Below are 15,063 nucleotides of genomic sequence, written 5' to 3'. Positions count from 1 at the left end.
GATGCAGGTTTTTGAATCTATAGTTATAGTAGAACAAAGTGATTTAGACGATCTAAATCATGTGAACAACGTACGTTATGTGCAGTGGGTAAATGATATCGCAAAACAAAACTGGGAAGAAATAGCAACGCCTAATATTAAAAACGAATATTTTTGGGTAATGCTATCCAATCATATAGATTATAAACAAGCTGCATATTTAAACGATACTCTTTTAATTAAAACCTATGTTACTAAATCTGCAGGCGTAAAATCTACTAGAATTGTTGAAATTTTCAACAAAAACACCGATGCTTTATTGGCCAAATCGGAAACGCATTGGTGCTTAATTAGTAGAAAAACACAAAAACCCACTCGAATAACTCCAGAGATTCGCAATCTATTTTTATAAAAAATAATAACGAATACTAACGTACTGATTTTAATAGAGACTACTTCTCTTGAAAACAAAATTCTTCACTCTTTAAAATAGCAACACAAACCATTTGATACAGAAGTTATTACATGATAACTAGAAAAATGGTTTTATAGCTGATTTAATTTTCAGAAACTATTCGCTTTCCTATATTTAAGAAATCATACTTTCCTAAAAGAGAGTCTTCGATTAATAGCAAACTTTTATTGAACACAATTTTTAATTTAATACGCTATTAAATGGACTTTATGAAAACCTTCGAATTTACAGTTACTGTTACCAAAGAAGATTTAGACGAACTCAACCACGTTAACAACATTCGCTATATACAATGGATTCAAGATATTGCCAAAGCGCACTGGCAACAAATAGCTACGGAAGATATATACAACGCTTACTTTTGGGTGGTTCGTAAACATCTGGTAGACTATAAGGCTTCGGCACACTTATATGACGAAGTAAAAATAACTACCCAGTTTATAGATGCACAAGGTGCAACGGCCAAAAGTATTATAGAAATGCACAATAATAGTACACAAAAATTACTTCTAAAAGCAGAAACCACTTGGTGTTTAATGGCTGTACAAACCAAACGTCCTACTCGCGTAACCAAAGAAATTGATGCTATTTTAAATTAAATAATATCAAATAGATACTAAAACCTAGTTTCAAAAGTTATATTTTTAACGTTTAAAATGCATTTAATTATTTTTGCCTTATAATCTGTTTATTATATATGAAAAAGACGCTATACTTCTTAATCTGTTTCTCCTTTCTTTTACTTTGGAGTTCTTGTAGAAAAGACTTTAACTTTTCCTCAAGTGATGGTAATCTTGGTTTTTCTAAAGACACCGTTTATTTAGATACCGTATTTACCAATATTGGTTCTAGTACTTATAACTTAAAAGTATATAATAGAAGTAGTGAAGATATTAGCATACCTAATGTAAAATTAGCTTTAGGCGAAAGTTCAGAGTACCGATTAAATGTAGATGGTATTGCTGGAAAATCTTTCGATAATGTAGAAATTCTTGCAAAAGACAGTATGTACATTTTTGTAGAAACTACCATAGACATTAATAGTTTACCAAATCTTAATGGTGCATTTTTATACACAGATAAAATAGAATTCGATTCTGGAAGTAACCAACAAGTAGTAGAATTGGTTACACTTGTTCAAGACGCTGTATTTATTTATCCTGACAAAGATAATACCACAGGAGTTATTGAAACACTTACCATAGATATTGGAGGAGAGCAAATTGAAACTGAAATCCAAGGTCGATATTTAGAGCCAGACGAATTAACTTTCACGAATCAAAAACCATATGTGGTGTATGGTTATGCCGCGGTACCAAACAATCAAACTTTAAATATAGAAGCTGGAGCACGAGTGCATTTTCATGCAAATTCAGGACTTTTAGTTGCTGAAGGAGCTTCCTTGCAAGTAAATGGAGCGCTAAGTGCCGACCAAGAATTATTAGAAAACGAAGTTATTTTTGAAGGCGATAGATTAGAACCTGCTTTTGCAAATGTACCTGGACAATGGGGAACTATTTGGTTGCTTGACGGAAGTATTAATAATACCATAAATCATGCAACTATTAAAAATGCATCTGTTGGTATTTTATCGGAAGGAAATCCAAACGAAGTCACAAACAAACTAACCATCACAAATTCTCAAATTTACAACACGAGTAATTTTGGTGTTTTAGGAAGAAACACGTCTATTGAAGCAAATAATTTAGTAATCAATAATGCTGGTCAAACTTGTTTTGCTGCTACTTTAGGAGGAAAATATAATCTTACACATTGTACCATTGCTAATTATTGGAACAATAGTTTCCGTCAGTTTCCTGCTTTATTAATTAATAACTTTCAAGAAACTGAAGATGCTACTTTTTTAGCGAATCTAACCGAAGCTAATTTTAATAACTGTATTATCTACGGAAATGATAATCCGGAATTCATAATCGATGAAATTGAAGATGCTTCTTTAGCATTCCACTTTAAATTCACCAATTGCTTAGTTCGATTTAGTGATACTGGGAATACGTTTTCTGGAGCTAATTATGACTTTAGTGATGAAACAAAATATAAAAATATCATTCGTAATCAAGATCCAGATTTTAGAGATTCTAGTGAAAATGATTTCATTATTGGTGCTGATTCTGCTGCTAACAATCAAGGAGACGCAACCTTTGCTTCTCAAGTTCCTTTAGATATTCTTGGAGTAAACAGAACGGCTTCACCAGATTTAGGTGCTTATCAACATATTACTTTTGAGTAATTACGGCTATGTAGACCGGTTCGGTCTTCTTGGGCTTGCACTACTTCTTAGCTAAATTTGATTTTAACCCGCTCCTCTCTTTGGCTAAAGAGAGGTGGATTTATTGAAAATAAATTCGGAGAGTTTGACATAAAATGCGAAGCGATTTTAAAACTTAAGCCAACTCCTTTATCTTCTGGTTAAGAAAAGTTCATAGTGTTAGAATAATGCTTTCTTAACTCCTCTTTCTTCCAATTTTCTTTAAGGAAACTTAAAATTCATTCTCCCTTAAAATAAGAGGAGAGCCACATACTCAGAAAATTTTTATTAAGCACAAAAAAAGCCTACTAAACAGTAGGCTTTTTATTTCCGCGAAAGCGAAATTATTTTAATAAATTTAATCTACAAAAAGAGGTAAATCATGCATCATAGCATTTACTTTACCTGCAATAGTTTCTAATTTATCTTCATCTTCATGGTTTGTAATTACTTGATCAATTAGATCTACAATACCTTCCATATCTTCTTCTTTTAAACCTCTAGTTGTAATTGCTGGCGTACCAATACGAATTCCTGAAGTTACAAATGGGCTTTTATCATCAAAAGGAACCATGTTTTTATTCACGGTAATATCAGCTTTTACTAAAGCATTTTCTGCGTCTTTACCTGTAATATTTTTGTTACGTAAATCGATTAACATCATGTGGTTATCTGTACCTCCAGAAATGATATTATAATCTCTCCTTACAAAAGCTGCCGCCATTGCTGCCGCATTTTTCTTTACTTGTAACATATAGTGCATATACTCTTCTGTAAGTGCTTCACCAAATGCAATTGCTTTTGCTGCTATAATATGTTCTAACGGTCCTCCTTGATTTCCTGGAAAAACTGCAGAGTTTAAAAGGGAAGACATTTTCTTTAAGTTTCCGTTCTTCAATTTTAAACCAAATGGGTTATCAAAATCTTGCCCCATCATAATCATTCCACCTCTTGGTCCACGTAATGTTTTATGTGTTGTTGTTGTAACAATATGGCAATGTGGTAAAGGATCGTTTAAAATTCCTTTTGCTATTAATCCTGCTGGATGTGAAATATCTGCGATTAAAATAGCACCAACAGAATCTGCTATGGCACGAAAACGTTTAAAGTCCATATCACGAGAATATGCCGAAGCTCCTGCAATAATTAATTTTGGCTTTTCACGTTCTGCTACTTCTGCAACATGGTCATAATCTATTAATCCGGTTTCTTTTTTTACACCGTAAAATACAGGATTATATAATTTACCTGAAAAATTTACTGGAGAACCATGTGTTAAATGTCCACCATGAGATAAATCGAAACCTAAAATAGTATCTCCGGGATTTAAACAAGCAAAAAATACTGCGGTATTTGCTTGACTTCCAGAATGTGGTTGCACGTTTACGTATGCGGCACCAAATAAGGCTTTTGCTCTATCTATTGCAAGTTGTTCTACTTCATCCACAACTTCACAACCTCCATAATATCTTTTCCCAGGATAACCTTCTGCGTATTTATTCGTTAATACAGAACCTGCAGCCTCCATTACTTGGTCGCTTACAAAGTTTTCTGATGCTATTAATTCAAGACCATCAAGCTGTCTTTCTTTTTCAGCTTGAATAAGTTCAAAGATTTGTTCGTCGCGTTGCATATAGTTTAATTTTAATTTTCTTAAAGTTGAAAATCTAGTTATAGTTAAATATTTATCAAAAATAACAATTAGATTATTTAAATACATCAAAAAACATATATTTACTTCTAGAATATGTTATTTTTTTAAATAGCATAATAGGAACCTACTTTTATCTTATAAAATTAGCATTAATTTAAAAAGTTATGTAGGTTTGAATAGATTTAATAATTTTTAATTTAAAATATACTATGCCAATTTCAGCTAACAATCCAGATAGAATCTCCTGGTTGCATGTAGATAAAAACTCAGATTTCCCTGTTCAAAATATTCCCTTTGGTGTTTTTCTTACAAGAGATGACATCATTACTATTGGAACAAGAATTGGAGATACAGCAATAGACTTAGGTGCTTTACATCAACTAGGTTACTTTGAAGGTATTCCATTAACAGACGATATTTTTCTTCAAGATACTTTAAATGATTTTATTGCAGATGGAAGAAAAACCTGGAGAGCTGTTAGAAACAGAATTGCAGAAATTTTTGATGCAGATAATGATACGCTTAAAAACAATGTAAAACATAAGGAAATTGTATTATTTCGTTTAGACGAAATTGAAATGCAATTACCTGTTCAAATTGGGGATTATACCGATTTCTACTCTAGTATAGAACATGCAACTAACATTGGAACCATGTTTAGAGGAAAAGAAAATGCTTTAATGCCAAATTGGCTGCACATTCCTGTTGGTTATCATGGTAGAAGCTCTTCTATCATTCCTTCTGGAATTCCTGTGCATAGACCAAAAGGGCAAACGCTTCCTCCGGATGCTACAGAACCCGTTTTTGGACCTTCAGAAAGAATTGATTTTGAATTAGAAATGGCGTTTATTACAACCGATGCTAATGATTTAGGAGAACCAATTCCCATTGAAGAAGCGGAAGAATATATTTTCGGATTAGTTTTATTAAATGATTGGTCGGCAAGAGATATACAGAAATGGGAATATGTACCATTAGGACCTTTCTTAGCTAAAAATTTCGCTTCCAGTATTTCTCCTTGGATAGTTACTTTAGATGCTTTGGAGCCTTATAGAGTAGAAAGTCCGAAACCATTAAAACCACAATTAGAATATTTACAATATAAAGGAAAGAAGAGTTTCGATATTAATTTGGAAGTTGCTATACAACCACTAAAAGCGAAAGAAACAGTGGTAAGCAAATCTAACTTTAAATATATGTATTGGAATATGGCGCAGCAATTAGCACATCATACGGTTAATGGTTGTCCTATAAACTCTGGTGATATGATGGGAAGCGGAACGCTTTCTGGGAAAACTCCAGATAGTTTTGGATCTATGATAGAACTTACTTGGGCCGGACAAAATGCTATTAAAATGGCAGATGGTTCTGAGCGTAAGTTTATTAATGATAACGACACTGTAATTATGCGTGGTTATTGTGAAAAAAATGATACTAGAATAGGTTTTGGAGAAGTAAGTACTAAGTTACTGCCAGTATTCAATCCTAAAAAAAGCAAGTAAACTTTCAAAGATATTAAATAAAAAAAGCGACCAATTGGTCGCTTTTTTCATGTGCACTTGTCACTATATTATTTAGTCCACTCTGCAATAGACTCCTCATTCATTTTAACGTAATCTGTATTACCAGCTTTTTCAGCTAATGCTAATGAAGCTTTGGCAGCTTTAACAGCTCCTTTTTTATCTCCAGATTTTGCATAGATTAAAGCTTGTCTTCTTAATTGCCAAAATTTAGGATCTTCTTTAGACATATCGATAGCTTTATCAATCCAAACTTTAGCTTTAGAGATATCTTTTCCTTCTTCTAAATAATACGCTGCAGCAGCATAATAATCACCTGCTCCTGGTCCTGCCATTATTTTATCAATGCTTTTAGATACCGCTGCATCTGTAGGCACTGTAAAAGGTACACCAACATATGTTTTTGCCCAAAGAAATTCTAAAGTTCCACCATTATTAGATAAGTTATTAATATCCATAGTGAAAGATTCTACATTAAAAGGAATTTCATGAACATCAGCAGAAACTCTTGCTGCAACTTTAGTTTCGTCTAACTCAGCTGGAGCGCCTCCTCCTGCATAATCTGTATAAAAAACAACTTCCCATGCATTTGCTTGTGGAATAGTAAAGATAGCGTAAGTACCCGCTTTAAGCTCTTTTCCTCCTACAGTAATAGGGTTGTTAAAAGTTATTTTAGTTCTTGAGTTTGCTCCTGTTCTCCATACTTTTCCGTAAGGTACAAGGTCTCCAAAAATAGTTCTTCCTTTTACTCCCGGACGAGAATATTCAAAAGTAAAATCGGTTAAACCAACCTTCTGCTCTACTTTACTAGTTGGACTTGGTTGTGGTGTTTCAATTTGTGCATTTGCCGTAAATGAGAGTGCAAATACTAAAGAAAGTAATAAAATTTTTTTCATTGTTTTTAAGTTTTAATGGTTGCTAATTGTAATAGCCCATAAAATTACGCATTACTAAAACTATATTTGTTAACAAAAGCTTAAATAAAAAGGATGTTTTGCCATAAAAAGCAATCTATACAGGTGGAAAAAAAATGCCATTTCTTGCAAGTTTTCATATATTTTATCAATTCATATAAGCTTTACTTATAGTGCTATATTAATTTTGTCTAGTTTTTAAATGAATAAGTTGGACAATTTTGTATATTTGCTTCAAGCATAACAAATTATGCCTATAAAAAGTAATTAAGCATATTCCAACTAATGAAAACGATAGATAAAATACCAATTTCAAAAATACAACGTGCTTCTAAACTAGTAAGCACAGGAGCTAAAGTTGGTGTAAATTACATGAAATATTATGGAGATAAAATGGTTAATTCTAAGGAAGAAGCCAAAGAACGTCTTAATAAAAATAATGCCGAAGATATTTACAACAGCTTGAAACAACTTAAAGGGAGTGCTTTAAAAGTGGCACAAATGCTTAGTATGGAAAAAAGCATTCTTCCACAGGCTTATGTTGAAAAATTCTCTTTATCGCAATTCTCCGTTCCTCCTTTATCGCCTGCACTCGTAATTAAAACATTTAAAAAATATTTTGGGAAATCTCCAAACGAACTATTTGATACTTTTAATGCAACTTCTGTAAATGCTGCTAGTATTGGCCAAGTCCATATAGCAGAAAGAAACGGGAAAAAACTTGCTGTGAAAATCCAATATCCAGGAGTTGCAGAAAGTATCTCATCAGATTTGGCTATGGTTAAACCTATAGCAATGAAAATGTTTAATATTAAAGGAAAAGATTCAGACAAATATTTTAGTGAAGTAGAAACCAAATTAATTGAAGAGACGAATTACATTTTAGAAATAGAACAAAGCATAGAAGTTTCAAAGGCATGTGCACATATTCCTAATCTTAAGTTTCCAGAATATTATGAAGAACTATCTTCTAATAGAATTATTACTATGGATTATATGGATGGTAGACATCTATCCGAATTTACAGCAATAAATCAAAATGAAGACACGGCAAATAAAGTAGGCCAAGCACTTTGGGATTTTTATATGTACCAAATTCATGTGCTTAAAAAAGTACATGCAGATCCACATCCAGGAAACTTTTTAGTTTCCGAGGAAGGAAACTTAATTGCTTTAGATTTTGGTTGTATGAAAAGCATTCCAGATACTTTTTACAAACCATATTTTGAATTAGCAAAGAAAGAAAATATTGAAAATGAAGCGGTATTTCTTTCCAAATTATACGAATTAGAAATTTTAAAAGAGGAAGATACAGAAGAAGAAATTGCATTTTTCACAGAGATGTTTCATAAAATGCTAAGCCTATTTGCAAGACCATTACAGGATAAAACTTTTGATTTTTCAAATCCATACTTCTTTCAAGAAATAGCAGCACTTGGAGCGCATTATTCTAAAAGTACACAATTAAGAAAAATGAATGGAAACCGAGGTTCTAAACATTTTATTTATATTAACAGAACCTTTTTTGGACTCTATAATCTTATGTTCGACTTAAAAGCGAAACACATTAATATTAATAATTTTCACACCATATAAAAAATGAAAATTCTTGTAACAGGCGCAACAGGCTACATAGGTAAACGTTTAATTCCTTTATTGGTAAATGAAGGGCATCATGTTATTTGTGCGGTTAGAGATAAATTACGTGCAGATAAAAGTTACTTACAAGAAGAACATATTGATGTTATAGAAGTTGATTTTTTAAAACCAGAAACTTTAAAAAACATTCCTAAAGAAATTGATGCTGCATATTATCTTATACATTCAATGTCTAATACATCGAATGATTTTGAAAAGTTAGAAGAAGCCTGTGCATCTAATTTTAAATCCTATGTTGAAAAAACGGAAGCAAAACAAGTTATATACTTAAGTGGTATTATTAATGATGAAAACTTGTCTAAGCATCTTAAATCTCGTAAAAATGTCGAGCACACATTACAATCCAACAGCTATGCCTTAACGGTATTTAAAGCAGGAATTATTGTCGGCTCTGGTAGTTCATCATTCGAAATCATTAGAGATTTAGTAGAAAAACTACCTTTTATGATCGCTCCTAAATGGTTAAATACTAAAACCCAACCTTTAGCCGTTCGTGATGTACTTTCCTTTTTATTTAAAAGTTTAGGTGTAAAAGAAACCTTCAACAAGTCCTTTGATATTTTTGGCCCAGAAGTTTTAACCTACAAGCAAATGCTTTTACAATTTGCGGAAGTAAGACAGCTAAAAAGATATATTTTAACGGTTCCAGTAATGACTGCAAAACTGTCTTCCTATTGGCTCTATTTTGTAACGTCCACGTCCTATAAATTAGCTTCCAACCTGGTAGATAGCATGGGCGTTGAAATAATTGGCAAACCAAGTGATATCAATACCATATTAGATGTACATCCCTTAAGTTATAAAGAAGCTGTCGCTTTGGCATTTGAGAAAATAGAACAGAATAGTATTATATCTAGTTGGAAAGATTCTTTTATTAGTAGCGGAAGATTAAAAAATAGCTTTCATAAATATATTAACGTTCCTAAATACGGTTGCTTCCAAGATTATAAAGAACGCAAAGTAAATGACAGCAAAAAAACAATAGATAAAATATGGGCTATTGGCGGACAAACAGGTTGGTATTACGGTAATTTTCTTTGGAAATTAAGAGGTTATTTAGACAAGCTTTTTGGCGGTATTGGTCTAAGGCGTGGTAGAACTAGTGCTACAGATTTAGACGCGGGAGATGCTTTAGATTTTTGGAGAGTGATATATGCAGATAAAGAAAAACAGAAACTCCTACTCTATGCAGAAATGAAACTTCCAGGAGAAGCTTGGTTGGAATTTAAAATAGAAAATGGTATATTAAAACAAACGGCGACTTTTAGACCTAGAGGAATACTTGGTCGCTTATATTGGTACAGCGTTTTACCTTTTCATGGGGTTATTTTTAATGGCATGATAAATAAATTGGCCCTTTAATGAAATTAAATAGAAAAAAAACAGACAAACTTTATGAAATGGCTTGACTTTTGAGGGTACATCCTTAGAAATTATACCTAAAGATAAAGGTGTAATTCATCTAATGCGTAAATAAATAAAACCTAGTAGCTTTAAGCACCCTAGATAACGCGCATAACACCGTTTCTAAACGATAACGTTGCTTTGCTTTAAAAACAGTTTTAAAGACAGCACATAAAAAAGATTATAATGAAAACAGAAACATTAAAAAAGAATGCCGAAGATAAAATCGGACTAAATGGCTATAGTCATGACGATATTGGTGATGACCATTTATATACTGGATTACAAACACCAATGAAAGCAGATGCTTTTAAATTAACGGATACCGAAAAAAAAGAACGTATAGCAATACTTTTTGAAGAGATTATGGATGTTATAGGATTAGACCTTACAGACGATTCTTTAAAAGGAACTCCTAATCGAGTTGCTAAAATGTATATAGATGAAATATTTTCAGGATTAAATCCGAAAAACAAGCCAAAAATAGCATTATTTGATAATAAATATCAATACAACCAAATGCTTGTTGAAAAAAACATTACCTTTTACTCTAATTGCGAACATCATTTTGTACCAATTATCGGAAAAGTGCACGTTTCATACATTTCTTCGGGAAAAGTTATAGGATTATCTAAAATAAACAGAATAGTTCAGTATTTTGCAAAAAGACCGCAAGTACAAGAACGATTAACAAACCAAATTGCAGAAGAATTAAAAACAATTTTAAAAACAGAAGATGTAGCAGTAATCATAGACGCCAAACATTTATGCGTTTCCTCTAGAGGAATTAAAGATGATACATCTGCTACTGTTACCACATATTACGGAGGAAAATTTAATACTCCACATAAAGTTACCGAATTACAAAATTATTTAAAAAACTAAGTCATGGATATAATAGACAAAGCATTAGAATTTGAAAAACAAAAATTAAACTCTTTATCTACAAGCGATAGAGTTATTATTGTTAGAGAAGCAAAAGCCCTAATTTTAGGTTTAAACGAAATTTATAAAGAGAAAAAAGATACAGAAATCATGGATATCATGAAAAGACTTACTGCTATTAAAATAAAAGTAGAAAAAAGGTTAAAAGGAAGACCTTTAACTGCTTAGAATGAAAACGTACATAGTTATTGGAGGTAGCAAAGGTATTGGTAAGGCTATTATTGAAACGTTAGTGGAAGATAATACCATTATTAATATTAGTAGAACTGCTCCTGGTTTCCATCATGATAATTTAACACATTATGGTTGTGACGTTTTGGTGGATGATTTGCCCGAAATAGAAAAAGCCGATGGCTTGGTATATTGCCCTGGTAGCATCAATCTTAAACCAATTTCTCGATTAAAAATAGAGGATTTCAAACAAGATTTCGAAATAAATGTTATCGGAGCTGTTAAAGCTATTCAAAAGTATTTACCTACTTTAAAGAATAGCAAACACGCCTCCATATTATTATTTAGTACCGTAGCATCCAAATTGGGAATGCCATATCACGCCAGTATTGCAACTGCAAAATCGGGTGTAGAAGGCTTAGTAAAATCACTTGGAGCAGAATTAGCTCCAAGTATTAGAATTAACGCCATTGCTCCTACTGTGACAGATACCGCATTAGCTTCTAAGCTATTGCGCAATGATAAAATGATAGAAAATATCACAGAACGCCATCCATTAAAAAAATATCTAAAACCAAAAGAGGTTGCAGATATGGCTGCTTTTTTACTGTCTGAAAAAGCTTCTTCTATGTCCGGACAAGTATTTGAAATGGATTGCGGAATTGTTTCTTTCAAGATATAAATAACGAAACACATACTAATTACTAACATTATGCTAAATTTTCTTAAGAAAACAAAAGGGCCAAAAACACCATCTACTTCTGTTTATGATATAGAAATTAATGGCTTAGATGGAAATGCCATTCACTTATCCCATTTTAAAGATAAAATGTTACTGATAGTTAATGTTGCTTCGGAATGTGGTTTTACAGGCCAATACGAAGATCTTCAAAAACTATATGATACATATTCTGAAAATTTAATGATTATTGGCGTGCCTTGTAATCAATTTGGTAATCAGGAATCTGGAACTCCTAGCGAAATTCAAAGTTTTTGTCAGAAAAATTATGGGGTTACCTTTTTAATGACCGAGAAAACCGACGTTAAAGGAAGTAACCAACATCCGCTTTATAAATGGTTAACGCAAAAAAAATTAAATGGAAAATCAGATTCTACTGTAAAATGGAATTTTCAGAAATATCTTATAAATAATGAAGGTCAGTTAGTGGATTATTACTTTTCTACAACAAACCCAATGAGTACTAAAATCACAAAACATTTAAACTAGAAAATTATGTTCGGGTTATTTAAAAAGAAATCACAAATAGAAAAACTTCAAGACAAGTACAATAAATTGATGAAAGAATGGCATCAACTTTCGAATATAAACCGATCCGAAAGCGATAAAAAATATGCAGAAGCAAATGCTATTTTAGAAGAAATAGATATCCTTAAAAAAGATTAATATGCAATTTATCAAAGTATTCTTACCGTTCTTAATCTTAAATTTTGGTGCTCTCGGTATTGGTCGTTGGCTTATGGCTAATGGACCGCAAAGCGAATGGTACAACAATCTTAACCAAGCACCTTGGACGCCACCAGGCTGGGTTTTTGGGGTAGCTTGGACTATCATTATGATCTGCTTTTCTATTTATATGGCGCAGTTATATCATAAAGTCCCCATCAAAGAAGTAGTTACTCTTTTTAGTATACAGTTTATTCTTAATGTACTCTGGAATTATGCTTTTTTTAACCAACATCAAATTGCTTTAGGTTTATTAGTAATTATATTACTAACCATTATTGTATGTTATTTCTTTTTTAAATTTAATACCGTACAAACTAGATATCTCGTACTACCATATATGATTTGGTTATGCATTGCTACATCCCTTAATGCCTACATTTTTATAAATAATTAATGAAAATTTACACACTACATAAAAAGCAAAATCTTCCAATTTCTGTAGATACAGCTTGGGCATTTCTTTCCGACCCAAAAAATCTAAAAGTAATTACTCCAGAATATATGAGTTTTAAAACGCTTTCAGGAGCGGATAGGCCAATGTATGCAGGGCAAATTATTCAATATATAGTAACTCCAGTTTTAGGAATTAAAACCAAATGGGTTACCGAAATCACCCACATAGTAGATAAACAGTATTTTGTAGACGAACAACGTTTTGGTCCTTATGCGCTTTGGCATCATAAACATTTTATTAAAGCAATTGATGGCGGTGTAGAAATGGAAGATATTATAGATTATAAAGTCCCTTTCGGATTTATTGGACGCTTGGTACATCCTTTTTTAGTAAAACCAAAGCTGGAAGAAATTTTTGCCTATAGAAAAGAAAAATTAGAAGCTCTTTTTGGAACCTACAAATAATGAAAGAATCTATAAACATATTTTGGTTTCGACGCGATTTAAGATTAGCAGATAATACTGGATTATTTCATGCTTTACAAGCAGGAAAACCAGTACTACTACTATTCATTTTTGACACAGAAATATTAGAACAACTACCCAAAAACGATGCGCGTGTTACTTTTATTCATAATACCTTACAAAAGATAAACAAGGACTTACAAAGTAATTACAATAGTAGTATTGCGATGTATCATGGTAAACCTATAGACGTTTATAAAAATCTATCCGAAAAATATACCATAGATTCCGTGTTTACCAATCGGGATTATGAGCCGTACGCTAAAATTAGGGATACGGAAATTTCAGCATTCTTAGAAACCAAAAACACAGCCTTTAAAACCTTTAAAGACCATGTTGTTTTTGAAAAAGACGAAGTGGTAAAAAAAGATGGTAAACCATATTTAGTGTATACACCATATATGAAAGTATGGAAGACAACTTTTAGAAATAAGAATTTAGAAACATACGATTCTAAAAGTTTATTAAATAATGTATTCCAAGAAAAAAACCTTCCTAATTTAGGTTTGGAGGCTATTGGTTTTACGCCATCCAATCAGGAGATAAAAGGATATGAAGTTACTTCTAATTTGATTCAGAATTACGAAGCAACTAGAAATTTTCCAGCAAAAGATAGCACTTCCAGATTAGGTCCGCATTTAAGATTCGGAACCGTTAGCATTCGCAAAATGATGCAAAAAGCAATAACTGAATCTAATGAAATATTTTGGCAGGAATTAATTTGGAGAGAATTTTTCATACAAACGCTTTGGCATTTCCCACAAACACTTACCACAAGTTTTAAACCCCAATACGATAACATTGCTTGGCGTAATAACGAAGCAGAATTTCAACTTTGGTGTGAAGGTAAAACCGGCTATCCTTTAGTAGATGCTGGCATGCGAGAATTAAATGAAACAGGCTTTATGCACAATCGCGTGCGTATGTTGGTTGGCAGTTTTTTATGCAAACACTTACTAATTGATTGGCGTTTAGGCGAAGCTTATTTTGCCGAAAAATTACACGACTATGAAATGGCTAGTAATATTGGAAATTGGCAATGGGTTGCTGGTTGTGGTGTAGATGCCGCTCCTTATTTCCGAATTTTTAATCCTACCACCCAAATTCAAAAATTTGACAAACAATTAGAATATATAAAAAAATGGGTTCCAGATTTTCAAGAACTTACCTATCCAAATCCAATGGTAGATCATAAAGAAGCTAGAGAACGTTGTTTGATAACGTACAAAGCGGCCCTAAACGCAAACTAAGAATACCTGAACACATTTGGATACAGGATTTTTAACTTTAAAAAATAATGCAAAAAATATGAATACAAAAGAAGTTGCCAATACCTGGTGGAAAATGTGTAAAGAAGAAAAACATATAGAATGTGTTCATACATTGTATGCAGAAACGGCTATTTGTAAAGAGATGCCTGGAACGCCAGGTGAATTAACTATTGGAAAGCAAAACATTTTAAATAAAAGTCAAGAATGGCTAGAAAGCGTAGAAGATTTTCATGCTAGCGAAGTTAGCGAGCCTATAATAGCAGGTAACTTTTTTACGGCTAAAATGACTTTTGATTGTACCTTTAAAGGAAAAGGAAGACAAAAGATGGAAGAGGTTTGTGTGTATGAAGTTAAGGATGGCAAAATTACTAGTGAACAATATTTTTACGACATAGATTAATCTAAGAATTAAGTAT

The 15,063-nt window shown here is 32.3% G+C and carries 17 protein-coding genes; 15 read left to right on the top strand and 2 right to left on the bottom strand.

Annotated features, from left to right (window positions below):
- The first annotated feature begins 1 nt into the window (after window position 1).
- The 3 genes from ACVCXO_RS05185 to ACVCXO_RS05175 all read left to right on the top strand — a co-directional run bounded on the left by ACVCXO_RS05185 (window position 2) and on the right by ACVCXO_RS05175 (window position 2,705).
- The gene (locus ACVCXO_RS05185) at window positions 2–391 is read left to right on the top strand and encodes an acyl-CoA thioesterase (RefSeq protein ID WP_452228537.1); all 390 of its coding nucleotides are present in this window, start codon (window positions 2–4) and stop codon (window positions 389–391) included.
- A 272-nt stretch (window positions 392–663) separates the two neighbouring features.
- Entirely contained in the window at window positions 664–1,053 is a 390-nt protein-coding gene (locus tag ACVCXO_RS05180; protein ID WP_452228536.1) for an acyl-CoA thioesterase, read from the top strand.
- A gap of 98 nt (window positions 1,054–1,151) precedes the next feature.
- Window positions 1,152–2,705, top strand: coding sequence for a hypothetical protein (locus ACVCXO_RS05175; protein WP_452228535.1), 1,554 nt, complete (start codon window positions 1,152–1,154; stop codon window positions 2,703–2,705).
- Between the two features lie 376 nt (window positions 2,706–3,081).
- Here the strand turns inward: ACVCXO_RS05175 and glyA are convergent, their stop codons facing one another.
- On the bottom strand, window positions 3,082–4,356 hold the full coding sequence (glyA, locus tag ACVCXO_RS05170) for a serine hydroxymethyltransferase (protein ID WP_452228534.1): 1,275 nt from the start codon (window positions 4,354–4,356) through the stop codon (window positions 3,082–3,084).
- Between the two features lie 230 nt (window positions 4,357–4,586).
- Between glyA and fahA the strand changes: the two genes are divergently transcribed.
- Window positions 4,587–5,879: a fumarylacetoacetase gene (fahA, locus tag ACVCXO_RS05165; RefSeq protein ID WP_452228533.1), complete on the top strand. Its 1,293-nt coding sequence runs from the start codon at window positions 4,587–4,589 to the stop codon at window positions 5,877–5,879.
- 68 nt (window positions 5,880–5,947) lie between these two features.
- Here the strand turns inward: fahA and ACVCXO_RS05160 are convergent, their stop codons facing one another.
- Window positions 5,948–6,793 (bottom strand): DUF2911 domain-containing protein, encoded by an 846-nt coding sequence (locus tag ACVCXO_RS05160; protein WP_452228532.1) that lies wholly within the window; start codon window positions 6,791–6,793, stop codon window positions 5,948–5,950.
- Window positions 6,794–7,096: 303 nt separating this feature from the next.
- Here ACVCXO_RS05160 and ACVCXO_RS05155 point away from each other — a divergent pair, with 303 nt between their 5' ends.
- The 11 genes from ACVCXO_RS05155 to ACVCXO_RS05105 all read left to right on the top strand — a co-directional run bounded on the left by ACVCXO_RS05155 (window position 7,097) and on the right by ACVCXO_RS05105 (window position 15,047).
- Window positions 7,097–8,407, top strand: a complete 1,311-nt coding sequence (locus ACVCXO_RS05155) for an ABC1 kinase family protein (protein ID WP_452228531.1) — start codon at window positions 7,097–7,099, stop codon at window positions 8,405–8,407.
- Between the two features lie 3 nt (window positions 8,408–8,410).
- Window positions 8,411–9,832: an SDR family oxidoreductase gene (locus tag ACVCXO_RS05150; RefSeq protein ID WP_452228530.1), complete on the top strand. Its 1,422-nt coding sequence runs from the start codon at window positions 8,411–8,413 to the stop codon at window positions 9,830–9,832.
- 228 nt (window positions 9,833–10,060) lie between these two features.
- On the top strand, window positions 10,061–10,759 hold the full coding sequence (gene folE / locus ACVCXO_RS05145; RefSeq protein WP_452228529.1) for a GTP cyclohydrolase I FolE: 699 nt from the start codon (window positions 10,061–10,063) through the stop codon (window positions 10,757–10,759).
- Window positions 10,760–10,762: 3 nt separating this feature from the next.
- Complete coding sequence (locus ACVCXO_RS05140; protein WP_452228528.1) at window positions 10,763–10,987, top strand: hypothetical protein; 225 nt, start codon at window positions 10,763–10,765, stop codon at window positions 10,985–10,987.
- 1 nt (window position 10,988) lies between these two features.
- Window positions 10,989–11,672: an SDR family NAD(P)-dependent oxidoreductase gene (locus ACVCXO_RS05135; protein WP_452228527.1), complete on the top strand. Its 684-nt coding sequence runs from the start codon at window positions 10,989–10,991 to the stop codon at window positions 11,670–11,672.
- Window positions 11,673–11,702: 30 nt separating this feature from the next.
- On the top strand, window positions 11,703–12,218 hold the full coding sequence (locus ACVCXO_RS05130; RefSeq protein ID WP_452228526.1) for a glutathione peroxidase: 516 nt from the start codon (window positions 11,703–11,705) through the stop codon (window positions 12,216–12,218).
- A gap of 6 nt (window positions 12,219–12,224) precedes the next feature.
- Window positions 12,225–12,395 carry a Lacal_2735 family protein gene (locus tag ACVCXO_RS05125; protein ID WP_452228525.1) on the top strand — a complete coding sequence of 57 codons (171 nt, stop codon included), beginning with the start codon at window positions 12,225–12,227 and terminating at the stop codon, window positions 12,393–12,395.
- Window position 12,396: 1 nt separating this feature from the next.
- The gene (locus ACVCXO_RS05120; RefSeq protein ID WP_452228524.1) at window positions 12,397–12,852 is read left to right on the top strand and encodes a TspO/MBR family protein; all 456 of its coding nucleotides are present in this window, start codon (window positions 12,397–12,399) and stop codon (window positions 12,850–12,852) included.
- Window positions 12,852–13,316 (top strand): SRPBCC family protein, encoded by a 465-nt coding sequence (locus ACVCXO_RS05115; protein ID WP_452228523.1) that lies wholly within the window; start codon window positions 12,852–12,854, stop codon window positions 13,314–13,316. Before ACVCXO_RS05120 ends, ACVCXO_RS05115 begins: the two co-directional genes overlap by 1 nt.
- Window positions 13,316–14,626 (top strand): cryptochrome/photolyase family protein, encoded by a 1,311-nt coding sequence (locus tag ACVCXO_RS05110; protein WP_452228522.1) that lies wholly within the window; start codon window positions 13,316–13,318, stop codon window positions 14,624–14,626. Before ACVCXO_RS05115 ends, ACVCXO_RS05110 begins: the two co-directional genes overlap by 1 nt.
- Window positions 14,627–14,684: 58 nt before the next feature.
- Entirely contained in the window at window positions 14,685–15,047 is a 363-nt protein-coding gene (locus tag ACVCXO_RS05105; protein WP_452228521.1) for a SnoaL-like domain-containing protein, read from the top strand.
- Window positions 15,048–15,063: the final 16 nt, after the last annotated feature.

Source organism: Lacinutrix sp. MEBiC02404, assembly GCF_053601575.1.
Note: the sequence above shows the minus strand (reverse complement) of the source record. Positions and strands in the feature narration are given on the sequence as shown.